This is a genomic window from Bacillus sp. FAU20 (assembly GCF_056033865.1).
In genome coordinates, this window is sequence record NZ_JBVYHY010000022.1 from 352,956 (window position 1) to 366,845 (window position 13,890).

The 13,890-nt window shown below is 34.6% G+C and carries 12 protein-coding genes; 2 read left to right on the forward strand and 10 right to left on the reverse strand.

Going from position 1 to position 13,890, the window contains the following annotated elements; translation table 11 throughout:
• Positions 1-22 precede the first annotated feature (22 nt).
• From AC0OM3_RS20050 to lytS, 5 genes are all read right to left on the reverse strand, one after another.
• Positions 23-1,057: an AI-2E family transporter gene (locus AC0OM3_RS20050; protein ID WP_001166007.1), complete on the reverse strand. Its 1,035-nt coding sequence runs from the start codon at positions 1,055-1,057 to the stop codon at positions 23-25.
• 325 nt (positions 1,058-1,382) lie between these two features.
• Positions 1,383-2,075, reverse strand: coding sequence for an antiholin-like protein LrgB (gene lrgB / locus AC0OM3_RS20055; protein ID WP_000168869.1), 693 nt, complete (start codon positions 2,073-2,075; stop codon positions 1,383-1,385).
• 35 nt (positions 2,076-2,110) lie between these two features.
• The gene (lrgA, locus tag AC0OM3_RS20060; RefSeq protein WP_000104901.1) at positions 2,111-2,542 is read right to left on the reverse strand and encodes an antiholin-like murein hydrolase modulator LrgA; all 432 of its coding nucleotides are present in this window, start codon (positions 2,540-2,542) and stop codon (positions 2,111-2,113) included.
• A gap of 132 nt (positions 2,543-2,674) precedes the next feature.
• Entirely contained in the window at positions 2,675-3,415 is a 741-nt protein-coding gene (locus AC0OM3_RS20065) for a LytR/AlgR family response regulator transcription factor (protein ID WP_000921850.1), read from the reverse strand.
• Positions 3,393-5,162: a two-component system sensor histidine kinase LytS gene (gene lytS, locus AC0OM3_RS20070; protein ID WP_000933584.1), complete on the reverse strand. Its 1,770-nt coding sequence runs from the start codon at positions 5,160-5,162 to the stop codon at positions 3,393-3,395. Before lytS ends, AC0OM3_RS20065 begins: the two co-directional genes overlap by 23 nt.
• Positions 5,163-5,487: 325 nt before the next feature.
• Between lytS and AC0OM3_RS20075 the strand changes: the two genes are divergently transcribed.
• Positions 5,488-6,786 (forward strand): MFS transporter, encoded by a 1,299-nt coding sequence (locus AC0OM3_RS20075; RefSeq protein ID WP_474212808.1) that lies wholly within the window; start codon positions 5,488-5,490, stop codon positions 6,784-6,786.
• 52 nt (positions 6,787-6,838) lie between these two features.
• On the opposite strand, the gene AC0OM3_RS20080 is transcribed toward AC0OM3_RS20075, so the two are convergent.
• On the reverse strand, positions 6,839-8,407 hold the full coding sequence (locus tag AC0OM3_RS20080) for a BCCT family transporter (RefSeq protein ID WP_474212810.1): 1,569 nt from the start codon (positions 8,405-8,407) through the stop codon (positions 6,839-6,841).
• A 361-nt stretch (positions 8,408-8,768) separates the two neighbouring features.
• On the reverse strand, positions 8,769-9,839 hold the full coding sequence (locus tag AC0OM3_RS20085) for a nitric oxide synthase oxygenase (protein ID WP_474212811.1): 1,071 nt from the start codon (positions 9,837-9,839) through the stop codon (positions 8,769-8,771).
• Between the two features lie 218 nt (positions 9,840-10,057).
• On the opposite strand from AC0OM3_RS20085, the gene sodA reads away from it, so the two are divergent.
• On the forward strand, positions 10,058-10,684 hold the full coding sequence (gene sodA, locus AC0OM3_RS20090) for a superoxide dismutase [Mn] (protein WP_000094035.1): 627 nt from the start codon (positions 10,058-10,060) through the stop codon (positions 10,682-10,684).
• 88 nt (positions 10,685-10,772) lie between these two features.
• Here sodA and AC0OM3_RS20095 read toward each other — a convergent pair whose 3' ends face one another.
• The 3 genes from AC0OM3_RS20095 to galE form a co-directional block, all read right to left on the reverse strand.
• Positions 10,773-11,666, reverse strand: coding sequence for an NAD-dependent epimerase/dehydratase family protein (locus AC0OM3_RS20095; protein WP_199718102.1), 894 nt, complete (start codon positions 11,664-11,666; stop codon positions 10,773-10,775).
• 96 nt (positions 11,667-11,762) lie between these two features.
• Positions 11,763-12,353 carry an AmiS/UreI family transporter gene (locus tag AC0OM3_RS20100; protein ID WP_000542569.1) on the reverse strand — a complete coding sequence of 197 codons (591 nt, stop codon included), beginning with the start codon at positions 12,351-12,353 and terminating at the stop codon, positions 11,763-11,765.
• Positions 12,354-12,798: 445 nt separating this feature from the next.
• Positions 12,799-13,815: a UDP-glucose 4-epimerase GalE gene (gene galE / locus AC0OM3_RS20105; RefSeq protein ID WP_000996543.1), complete on the reverse strand. Its 1,017-nt coding sequence runs from the start codon at positions 13,813-13,815 to the stop codon at positions 12,799-12,801.
• Positions 13,816-13,890 lie beyond the last annotated feature (75 nt).

Consider the following 13,890-nt stretch of genomic DNA (forward strand, 5'->3'; position numbering starts at 1 on the left):
GATGCTTTTTCTTCACTTCACTTTATTTTGTTCCAACATCCTTCTCAATTTCATCACTTGTTACGTCTAAAACATCTAGTAAGAAAATGAAGATTGGAATACCGATAATTAATCCCCATACACCTAAAAAGTGCTCTGAGAAAATTAATACCATAAAAGTATAGAAAATCGGTAAATTTGTTTTTTGCGACATAAACTTCGGATTTAATACGTAACTTTCAAGCGCATGAATCACTGTTACGATAACTAAAATATAAACAACGTACATAATACCGCCAATATTGTAAGCAATCATACAAAGTGGGAATAACGAAATGATAACCCCCGCTACTGGAATTAAGCCAAGCAAGAAAATCATTAACGCTAAACCCAATAATTGCGGGAATCCTAATATCCATAATGCGATAACTGAAAGAACACAGTTAACAACAGCAATTAAAAATTGTGCTTCGATTACCTTTCCAAATGAACGTGCAAATTTCTTTCCGAAGTACTCAATTTCAGTATAGAAAATTGCAAGCCTGCTTTCTTTAAACTTTGCAGTAAAACCAAAAATACGAGATTTTTCTAGTAAGAAAAACAAACTCAAAATTAAAGAAAGTAAAACTTGAAGGCCGAATTTACCAACATTTGTAATCGATTTATACAAAATGTCTACGCCTTGTCCTACATATTTAGAAAGCTCCATATGATTGACAGCATTAACTGCATACTTAATTAGTTCACTATCTGGTGGGTTTCTTAAAAATACATTGAATTGGTAAATCAGTTGTGAAATTTGTATCGTCAATACTGGTAAATATTTAAATAACGTAATAGCAATTCCACCAATTAACATTACATATAGAAATGCTATAATAATTTTTCGATTAATAGGCATGAAATGATCTAATTTGCGGGAAATAAACTTTTGGAATCGATCCATTAAATACGTGAGAATAAACGTAATTAATATTAAATTCAACATACTTTGCAGCCCGTATAACACGAGAGCAAGTATTACTAATACGAGTAACCTCTGAAATCCTTTGCTTTGAAACAGGTTTTTTATTTGCATAATCGACGAATACTCTCTCCTGTCCTATAAACTAAAACGTTAATAAGTAGATTTCTCTCTCTTTTCTACTTTTAATTATTCATTCATATTAAGATTTTTATAAACTCATTATATGCCTACCTTAACAGGTATATAAGTAGCTTACTTCTTATTTTACAATACAATGCCCTAATTCAAAACGTATTCTACATAGTATTAATGAAGATTTAAGGAAACTTCCATTTTTTTAAATAGGTCTTACCACTACTGTAACATAAAAAGCAAGCTATCAGTAGAAATCTGTCCTACAAATAGCTTGCTTTTCTTATTTTTTAAGTCAGTTTTACTATCCAATGAATGGCATAAACATTGGGATGACAACTACTGTTACAACCCCAACTACCGTTACAGCAATACTTGCCATCGCTGCCTCTACCTCACCCATTTCAATTCCTACTGCAACTCCTAATGCATGGCCCGCTGTTCCAAGTGCTAAACCTTTTGCAATCGGATGTTTCACTCTAAATGTTTTTAAGAATAATGCCCCTAATGCGTATACGATAACTGCGTTAAAAATAACTGCAAAAGATGTAATTGCTGGAATACCACCAATACTTTCTGAAATTGGTAACGCAATTGCTGTTGTTGCTGCTTGTGGTAACATTGAATTCATTACTGCTGTATCTAAACCGATTGCTTTTGCAACAATGAACACGACAATTACTGAGCAAATAGATCCAACCACGATAGCCGATAAGATTTGCCACCAATATTTTTTTAACTTATCTACTTGTTTATATAGTGGGATAGCGAATGCAATTGTTGCTGGTTCTAAGAAGAAACTAATCATTTTTCCGCCAGTATTATATTCTTCAAAAGTAAAGTTACCTACCTTTAGAAAGACAATCCCTAATACCATCGCTACGAATAATGGTGTAAATAAAAAGAATCCTTTTGAATGCTTGAATAATAATGTTCCGATCCCGTATGCGATTAATGAAACGACGATTCCGAAATATGGAGTCATTGTGCTTGCCATGTTCATTACCTCCTAACAATATATAAATGTAGTGGTTACGCAACCTTTCCGTGCTTGCGTCCTTTATTTACTACTTTCAATTCTTTTGTATCTTCTGTTTCTTTCTCATCTTTTCCTAAAATGAATTGTGCAAATAATCCTGTTACAGCGAGTAAAATAACTGTTGCGACAACAATTACAGTTAAAATTTGTACAAAGTACTGCCCCATTACACCAAGAGAATTAATAACTGAAATACCTGATGGGACGAATAAGAATCCAATAATACCTGTTAAAGCTGTTCCAAGTGATTCAACTTGCTCCAATTTAATAACTTTTAAACATAATAGACTAAATAAAATAACTAACCCGATTACCGATGAAGGCATTGGAATTGGTAAATGTGTTGCAATAATATTAGAAATTAACATAATAGCTGAGAATATGAATGCTTGTGATAAGAAACTATATACTTTTTTCGTACTCATTTTGGCCACCTCTTTCGATTTGGTACCTTTATTGTATAGGATGTAAACGAATAAGTAAGCGTTTACATAACAGAACGTCAAATATACAGAATCAGTTACAAATATAAAAGGATGAAATACAAAAGCTGCTTCTTAAATACGAAGCAGCTTCTTGAGTTCTTTTGCATATGTACGGCTAACAGGTACTTTCGATCCTTCTTTCATAATTAAATTATAAGTAGAATTGAACCATGGCTGAATTTCAGTAATATGATTAATATTCGCAATAAAGCTACGGTGTACACGCATGAAGCTTGCTTGTGGTAACTTCTTCTCTAAAATTACAAGTGTATCATGTGTTACATACGTTTCCCTCATTGTTTTTACTGTTACTTTCCCATCTACAAGCCCTACATATATAATATCTTCAATATTCACAAGTACGATTGATTCTTCAATTGGTAATGCTAATTTATGCATCTCTGCTGTTACATCTGTCCCCTTTATTTCGTGCTTCGTTTCTGTTTGCGCTTGTTTTTGTTTTTTATACTTCTTTAATGTCTGCACAATACGCTCTTCATCAAATGGTTTTAAAATGTAGTCTAACGCATCTACTTCAAATGCTTGCAACGCATATTGATCATAGGCCGTAGCAAATACAATTGCAGGTGGATTTTTCATCTTCTTTAATATATTCGCGATTTCAAATCCGTTATCATCGGATAATTGAATATCTAAAAACACAATATCTGGTCTACTTTGCATTAGTTCTTCTAATGCGTCTTCCACACAATCAGCCTCACCAACTATCTCAACTTCTTTCGTCCTCTCTAATAGATACTTTAGTTCATCACGTGCTAACATTTCATCGTCAACTACTAATACTTTTAACACCCGGTTCTTCCTCCCCTACTTTTTTTGGAATAATAAAGGTAATCTCCGTCCCTTTATTTAATTCACTTTCGATATGAAGCATGGTTTCTTTCCCAAATAAACCAATAAGACGTTCGTTAATATTATATAAAGCTGTTCCAGTCCCTTTCTTTGACGAAACTACCATCTTTCCTAATTGTTCTAAACGTTCTTCCTCAATTCCCTGTCCATTATCTTTTACTTCAAAGTGAACCATACCCTCTTTTTCAAAAACATGCACTTCCACTTCGCATACTGGTTGCTTCTTCGGAAAAGCGTGTCGCAATGCATTTTCAACCAATAGTTGAAGAACAAATGGTGGTACTAAAATTGTCTTTAGCTCATCCTCAATATACATCTTTACCTCATACTTATTTGGGAACCGTGCTTGTTCTAGTGATAAGTATGCCTGTACATGGTTTAATTCTTGTTCTAGCGGAATCAATAACTGACGTGCTCCTTGCAAATTACAACGGAAATACACGCTGAGCTGTAATAATAACTTCCTTGCTTTTTCTACATCTGTTCGGCATAAAGCTGATACTGTATTAATCGCATTGAATAAAAAGTGCGGGTTAATTTGCGCTTGTAATGCTTTTATCTCCGCATCTTGAAGTAATTTACTTTGCAACTCAGCTTCCCCTAATTCAAGTTGTGTAGAGAATATTTTTGCTAACCCTTCTGCTAATTCCTCTTCCACACGACTTAACTGGTTAGGATTTTTGAAATACAGTTTTAATGTCCCTATCGTATTTCCATGCGAAGTTAGTGGAATAACAATCGCCGCTTGCAAAGGGCATCCTTCATGTTGACAATTAATGACCTCACGTGATTTTGCTTTCATTATTTTCCCTGTATTTAGAACTTCTTTCGACAAACCAGTTATTAAACTATGTGAAGGAATATGATGATCTGATGCTAATCCAACGTGCGCTAATATTTTCTCTGTATCTGTTAAAGATACCGCATCCGTTCCTGTAAAGCGGTGAATAATTTGTGCCACATGCTTACACGATTCTTCTGTTAAGCCTTGACGAAAATACGGTAACGTTTTATCAGCAATACGCAATACTTTATGAGTCTGAAGCGCTTTTGCATTCTCCTCCTGACGCAAAATAGCTTGTATCATAGAAAGTAAAATAAAACTGCCAAAACTATTTACAAGAATCATCGGTATCGCTATTGTTTTCACAACGCTAATTCCATCCTCTATAATTAATAAAATCATAAGCATTTCTAAAGATACGATAAAAATACTTAAAACTGCTGAAAACTTAGGAGTAATTGTACGATTATATTTTTTGAAAATATATCCGATATAACCAGTTATAATCCCAGCTAAAATAGAAGAGATTGCGCAGCTTAACGCTGTCGTACCACCAAGCATATAACGATGAATACCAGCAAAAAATCCTACTCCAACCCCTACAATAGGGCCACCAAGTAAGCCGCTAATACCAACACCCATAATACGCGTATTCGCAATTGTGCTTGACGAAGAAACACCTTGTAACCAGTTTTCATTCATAATCGTATTTCCTGCTATTTCAATCCCAGTGTAATTGCTTACAATTGTAAATACCGAAAAAATACAAATAAGCTTAAGCTTATCTACATAGCCATCCTGTTTATGAAGGAGGCGTCTGAAAGTTTTAATATGAGAGAGTAAAAATCCTAAAATAACTATAAGTCCGACTCGTTCAATCATCATGAGTACTAAATTTAGCATCTTTGATTCATTCCTTTTTATTTAGTTAGTTTTATTATGGGAAAATAATGAAGTCGGCGTCAAGAAGAACGAAATGTTTTTTGAAATATTTTACACATAATAACTTTCTCTTTATTTGACAATACAATAGAAGAGTGCTAAAAATAAAGTAATATAATACAGTCCTTTAACCCAACCCCGTGAGGTTGAGAAGGAAGTCGGAATACAATATACGTATGTTCTTTTTTGGGGATACGTATGCTTTTTTTGGCCTTCTCATCATATCAGGTGAGAAGGTCTTTTGTTATTCTTCCATAGCGACTGTAGAAAATAAGGAGGAGTAATAATGAACGTCACTACTGATGTACAACAAACAACAGAGGAGACGAAAGCGAAAAGATATAAAACATTATTTGGTTCTGCGCTAGGATATGCAGCAGAAGGTTTAGATATGTTGCTATTATCTTTCGTACTTGTCTATATTTTAAAAGAGTTTCACTTAAGTCCTGTTGAAGGTGGAAACTTAACATTAGCTACCACAATAGGGATGTTAATTGGTTCTTATTTATTTGGATTTATTGCTGATTTATTTGGCCGTATTCGTACAATGACCTTCACAATCTTACTGTTTTCACTAGCAACCGCACTCATTTATTTCGCAACAGACTACTGGCAATTATTAATTCTGCGCTTTTTAGTTGGAATGGGAGTTGGTGGTGAATTCGGAATCGGAATGGCCATCGTAACAGAAACATGGTCTAAAGAAATGCGTGCTAAAGCGACATCTATTGTTGCACTTGGATGGCAATTTGGTGTATTGGTTGCTTCAATCCTTCCAGCATTTATTGTCCCGCACTTTGGATGGAGAGCCGTTTTCTTATTTGGATTAATTCCAGCTTTACTAGCTGTCTATGTCCGCAAAAGTTTAAGTGAACCGAAAATATGGGAGCAAAAACAACGCTACAAAAAGGAACTATTGCAAAAAGAAGCTGCAGGTAAATTAACAACTACTGAAGCAGAACAACTAAAACATATAAAAAAATTCCCACTTCGAAAGTTATTTGCCAATAAAAAAGTAACAATTACAACAATCGGTCTTATTATTATGTCGTTTATCCAGAACTTCGGATATTACGGAATCTTCACATGGATGCCCACTATTTTAGCAAATAAATATAACTATACATTAGCAAAAGCAAGTGGCTGGATGTTCATTTCTACCATCGGTATGCTAATTGGAATTGCAATCTTTGGTATTCTGGCTGATAAAATTGGTCGTCGTAAAACTTTTGCAATCTATTATATTGGTGGTACAGTATACTGTCTCATTTACTTCTTCTTATTCACAGATTCAACATTATTATTATGGGGAAGTGCATTGCTTGGATTCTTTGCAAATGGAATGATGGGAGGATTTGGAGCAATTTTAGCTGAGAACTATCCTGCTGAGGCTCGCTCTACCGCAGAAAACTTTATTTTCGGTACAGGACGTGGATTAGCTGGATTTGGACCTGTTATTATTGGCTTACTTGCTACAGGTGGCAACCTACTTGGAGCATTGTCCTTGATTTTTATCATCTACCCAATCGGGTTAATTACAATGCTACTATGTGTACCAGAAACAAAGGGGAAAGTATTAGATTAAACGTAAAAGAGGAAGCATCTCATTTAAGATGCTTCCTCTTTTACGTGTTTATTTATTTTGATTTACTAGCCTTCTGAAATAAGAATGCAGTTTTATCTTCTTCTTTTACAATACCTTGTTTTAATGCTAATTCTCCCGCAACTTTAGGTGCTAACCATAGCATTGGGAATAATAAAATTGATACCGGAACTGCCGTTACTACGATAAACGATTGTAGAGCATTAATACTTCCTTCACCCATATATAAAAGAATTGCTGCAACTGCCCCCATAATAAGCGACCAAAAAATTCGCAAACTAATTCTAGGATCTCCGTCTCCAGTCACTGCCATTGAAATGGAATAAGCCATTGAATCTCCTGTTGTCACTACAAATAAAATTGTTAATAAAAGAAATGCTGGTCCAATAATATTAGAAAGTGGCAATTGCCCTGTAATTGCAATCATAGCTGCCGGCATACCAGATTCACTTAATGCGTCCGAGATAGACCCAGGATTCATCAACTCATAAAACACGCCTGATCCACCTAATATAGTAAACCAAAACGTTGTAATAATAGGTGCGATAATTCCAATTGCAACGATGATTTCTCGAATCGTTCTCCCTCTTGAAATTCGACTCACTAAAATTGCCATCATTGGTCCGTATCCAATAAACCATCCCCAGAAAAAGATTGTCCAAGATCCTAACCAACTTGTATCACCACGGTATGTGCTCATCGGTATAAACTCATTTACATAAAATCCAAACGAAGAAACAAACGAATCAATAATAAATCCACCTGGCCCAAATAGTAATATGAATGCCATTAATACAATTGCTAATCTAACATTTAAATTACTTATAATTTGAATCCCTTTATCAATACCTGTTACTGCCGATATGGTAGACACGGCCACTACACAAACAATAATTGCTAATTGAGTAGTAAACACATCAGAAATTCCAAATAATTCTTGTAATCCATAACTTGCTTGTAAACCTAAAAATCCAATTGGGCCAATTGTACCTGCAGCTACTGCAATAATTGCAGCTGCATCAATTATCGTTCCAAGCAGGCTCTTTCTTAATTTTTCCCCAAAAATAGGATATAAAAGCGTTCGAGGTTTTAGCGGCATATCTCTATGATAATGTCCATACATCATAACTACCGCACTAATTGTACCTAAAATCGTCCATGCTAAAAATCCCCAATGCATATAACTTTGTGCTAAAGCAGGCATGACTGCTTCTTTCGTTCTAGCAGATATACCATCATGTATTGGTGGCACCGTCATCAAATGATACATTGGCTCTGCGGCCGCCCAAAAAACGCCACCTCCGGCAAGTAATGTAGACATAATAATAGCAAGCCATTTTGCCGTACTAATCTCAGGTTTTTCTAATCCTCCAAGCTTAACTCTCCCATATTTGGAGAACGCCATACACATCGCAACAATAAATGTACCTAATAATAAAACTTGCCAGAAGGCACCGAAATATTTAATTGAAAAAGCGAAACTTTTATTAATCGCACTCTCTACATAATCCTTGTTCAAAAAAACTGCAATTACAAATAATAAAAGTGAACCACCACTAATAATAAATACAGGCCAATCAGTTTTTCGACTCTTCATCCTCATTTACACTTCCTCCTTCCTCAGCAATCTAAAAAAACAACTTTATTATGTTTTATTGTTTAAAACCAAAACACAATAATTATATATGCATAACATTTTATCGACTTCCCACATACTTATGTTGTCCCTAAAAATATGCCAAATCCCTTATTAAAAAGAAAGAATCTCTTCCTCTTACATAAAAAAGCAAAACAAAAGACCTTATATTTCTATAAGGTCTTCGAAACAGAAATTTGATTATAACATAAGGAACTCCTTGGTTCAAAAAGCCTCTTCCAAAAATAACCGAGAGTAAAGGCTTCCATTTGCTACATAACAGTAATTAAAAAAAATTATATTTCACAGAAAAAACCTACACTAAATATTATTTATGAAAGAAATTTGGCTTCAAAATTTCATTCGGATACGGTTTATGATAAATGTGAGTGGTAGCTGGAGATAATGGTGGAATAAGCCATACCCAATTACCTGTTACAACACGACCACAAGCAGCTTCTTGCTTCTCAAATTGCTGAAATTGTTGTGCAGCAGTATGGTGATCAACAATACTAACTCCATGTTTTTTAAAGGAGTGTAGTACAGCAATATTCAACTCAATTAACGCCTTATCTTTCCATAACGTACCGTTTCTCGATGTATCTAAATCCATCATCTCCGCAACAGCCGGAAGTAAATTATAACGATCATGATCTGCTAAGTTGCGCGCCCCAATTTCTGTTCCCATATACCATCCATTGAACGGAGCGGCTGTATAAGAAATACCGCCAATTTCTAAACGCATATCTGAAATCATTGGAACACCATACCATTTTACTCCAAGTGATGAAATAGGGTATTCTGGGTGTTCAATTGGTACTTCTTTTACTTCTTCTCTCGGAATTTCTTTATATATAGGCGCTTTTCCATCTATAGAAAACACAAGTGGCAATACATCGTAATTCGTACCTTCTCCTTGCCAACCAAGCTCCTGACAAAAGTCCGTAAATGTAGCGGAATGAGAATCACCAATCACTCCCGTTTCTGTTTTATATCCTGCATATCGAATCAATTGGTGATTATAAATTCTTATATTATTTTCCTCACCTTGATATTGCTTAAAAATCGTAATGGTTGGTTTAACTTTCCCGTCGTTCGTTGCATATTTAATATGATGAATTAATGCATTATATACACCCTCTTCATCATTTACTTCGCGCGCATCTAATATGTGCATCTTACTCCAAAATAGTCTTCCAATACATCTATTACTGTTACGCCATGCCATTCGTGAACCATGAACAAGTTCTTCAAATGTATGCTCATATGTCCCTGTCTTCTCTATCTCAATTTGAATTTCTTTTATACGTTCTTCTATCAATTGTTCTTTATGAAGCTCCTTATAACAAATCGTAATAAAATTACTTGCTTCCTCTATTAATTGTTTCGTTTTACTCATAAACAATCTCCTTCTATTTCAACAAAACCCTGCTACTTTACAGTATAAGCAAAAAGGATAGGAGTCACAAATGAAAGTGAGAGTGTTACTTTTATTGTAATATTTTTCAGAAAATTAATGGAATTACTATTGACTTATATGGAAAATGGGTGTATTTTTGACTCAGGTAAAGTATTTTTACCTAGACCAACTTTTTTAAGTCGAAAGGAGGGAATGTTATGTCTTCATTTCAATTGCCAAAGCTTTCATATGACTATGATGAACTAGAGCCACATATTGATAGCAATACACTTGCCATTCATCATGGAAAGCACCATGCGACATACGTAAACAATTTAAATGCTACTTTAGAAAATTATACTGAATTACATAATAAATCTTTAGAAGAATTGCTATGTAATTTAGATGCTTTACCGAAGGAAATTGTTACAGCTGTACGAAATAACGGTGGTGGTCACTATTGTCATAGTCTTTTTTGGGAAGTGATGAGCCCACGAGGTGGCGGTGAGCCTAATGGAGACGTTGCAAAAGTAATTGATTATTATTTCAATACCTTTGACAACTTAAAAGATCAACTTTCCAAAGCAGCTATTAGTCGTTTTGGAAGTGGCTATGGATGGCTTGTTCTTGACGGTGAGGAACTCTCTGTTATGAGTACACCAAATCAAGATACGCCTTTGCAAGAAGGGAAAATCCCCTTACTCGTAATTGATGTATGGGAACATGCTTATTATTTAAAGTATCAAAATAGGCGCCCAGAGTTTGTTACCAACTGGTGGCATACAGTAAACTGGGACCAAGTAAACGAGAAGTATTTACAAGCAATTCAATCACAAAAACATTAGTCGTACGTATAAGGTAAATTTGGTAATGTAAAATCAGTATTGTCGAAATCCTCCAGAATCCCCCGGATTGCCACCGGGGGATTTATGATTACTTCATTGTATTTATATAATGTTTTAAAATATTTTTTATTTCTAGTTTCAGCTCTCGGAACAAAAATCCAAATTCACGAGCCTTTCCATTATGTAACGTACAGTTAGTTACCTCATTATAAGGAGCTATATTTTCCCCACCTTCCTGAATGAGTGCTTTTATTCCCGTCCTCTCTTCTATAAAATGAATAATTTCTTCCGTAGAAACTACACCATTACTACATGCGTTAATTGGTCCTCTCACATTTTCCATTCCGCACCAAGCTAGAAACTCTCCTGCTTCTTTTTCATGTATAAATGACAAAGTTCCATCTACATGATCCATAGCGATAGGTTTTTGGTTCACGATACATTCAACGTAAAATTGTAACCTTTTCGTATAATCATTTTCTCCAATAACAACTGGAAAACGTACTGCAACGACTGGGAATGTTGCATATTGAAATAAAACCGCTTCGGCTAATCTCTTTCCTTCACTATAATTAAAATCATTCCTATCTCCATATGTAATTGCATATTCATTTGGATTAAAGTCCTCTTCTAACAAGCTTAATGCAGGTTCATAGACAGCCATTGAAGATGTCATAACGTATTTCTTCGTTTTCCCTCGTAACACTTCACATACTATCTTTGCTGCATTCGAGCTATAGCATAAATTATCGTATACAATATCATAACTTTTTCCTTCTAGACGCTCTTCTAGTAGCTTTCCATCTTCTCTATCGACAATTATTCTTTTTACTGCATTACCAAAAGAATCTTCGGTAATTCCCCTCGTAGCAATTGTTACATCGTGTCCAGCTTGCAAAAGGTACTCTACTAAATGTTTACCAAAAAATCTTGTTCCCCCTAGCACCAACACTTTCTTCAATTTCATCATCCCCATTTTCATGATTTATAAGATACCACCTCTTTTATTATAAAACGCTAATATATAAAAAAGCATGAAATCAGTTTAACGATTCCATGCCTTTATGCAGATAATATATTAACGTACTCGATATTTATAAATACAATAACAGAAGTACAAAATAGAAATTACTGATACATAAACCCATAGTTCATATACAAATCCCTCTCCCCACACTCCCATAAAATAAAAGAGTGAAGGTAAAGTCAATGTTACCCATGATTGTACGAAGGCAATCCTTCCAAGATATTGATTAATGTTCTTCTTTTGTGTATTTAATACAAAGAATAAATACCAAAGTAATGCCCACATAAACCACGTTAACGCATTAACAACATCATGGAATTGAACAAATGAAACAACCATATAGAATAAGGCTATAATTGCTACCCAAATACAAAACCATCCTAGACCACTACTATCCATTCCTTTTATAAAAGTAACACCTACATATAAATAAGTTAATCCAAATAAGAAAGTAGCCGCATATGAATACACTGTCCAATTGCTTTGGTCAGAAATCATGATCAAATAAAACGGAATAATAATTTGTAGTGCACCCACAAATAAATTAAAAACACCCGCACTTTTCATCTCTGCTTTCCCTAATATAACAAGACTATTTAAAAATAAAGCTGCCCCTGAAAGTAATAATCCTACATAACCCATATATATTCGTGTGAAAATCTTTACCTTTCACACTTTTAACCTCCCCACACTATAAAGTGATACTTATATTATTTTTATTCCCATTTAAAACTACATACATAATTTTTCATTCAAATAAGTCAGACCTCCTACCTCGAAAAGGAGCGAACTTAAAACGCTTTCAATGATAACTAATCCTATTAAAACATGAACTAGGATTCCTTGATTATAAACGGACTCTAGCAATGATACAAGTGTTGGAATACTTTTCAATAATACGCTTTCAATTTCTATAAAAAATTAATAAAATAATACATTCCTCTATCTCATTCTACTACCTTCTAGCATACGATATTGTAAAATCATATCATTTAAAACAGCGAACGTTCTTTTCTAGGTTCGCTAATAAACTTAATAAAAAATGACCTCTTGCTTTTATGCAAAGGTCATTTTTTTATATTCATCATTAAACTTCTAAATAGCCATTTTTATTATTTGATTGCCATTTCCAAGAATCTGCACACATTTCTTCTAATCCGCGTGTTGCCTCCCAGCCTAATTCACGCTTTGCTTTCGATGCATCAGCAAAACATACTGCCACATCACCTGGGCGACGCTCTGTAATTTTATAAGGAACTTTCTTGCCCGAAACTTTTTCAAACGTTTCAACCATCTCTAGTACACTATAGCCCATGCCTGTGCCCAGGTTATAAGCATCTACTCCTGTTGTACTCAGTACTTTCTCAAGCGCCTTTACATGACCATTTGCTAAGTCCACAACATGGATGTAATCACGGACTCCTGTTCCATCTTTCGTTGGATAGTCATTTCCGAATACGCTTAATTCTTTTAACTTACCTACTGCTACTTGCGTTACATATGGCATTAAGTTATTTGGGATTCCATTTGGATCTTCTCCGATACGCCCACTTTCGTGTGCACCAAATGGATTGAAATAGCGAAGTAATGCGATACTCCATTCTGCATCTGCAAATGCTACATCACGCATAATTTGCTCAATCATTAATTTCGTTTGACCATATGGATTTGTTGCACTTAATGGAAACTCCTCCGTAATCGGTGACGTTTCTGGGATACCATATACAGTTGCAGATGAACTAAAGATCATCTTCTTTACATTATGTTTCTGCATTACTTCACATAGCACTAACGTGCTTGTAATGTTGTTATGATAATATGTTAATGGAATCGCTACTGACTCCCCTACAGCTTTAAATCCTGCAAAGTGAATAACTGCTTCAATTGCATTTTCTTCAAAAATTGCGTCAAGCGCTTCGCGATTTAAAACATCTTCTTTATAAAACTTAAATTGTTTTCCTGTTATTTCTTTCACTCGATTTATAGATTCTACCGAGCTATTCGAAAGATTATCCACTACTATAACTTCGTAACCGCTATTTAGTAATTCTACACATGTATGACTACCAATATATCCTGCTCCACCTGTTACAAGTATTGCCATAATTATAGTCCTCCATATTTCATTCATTATAAACTTCTCAAAGTATATCACATATTTCTTATCCTATGTTTAACA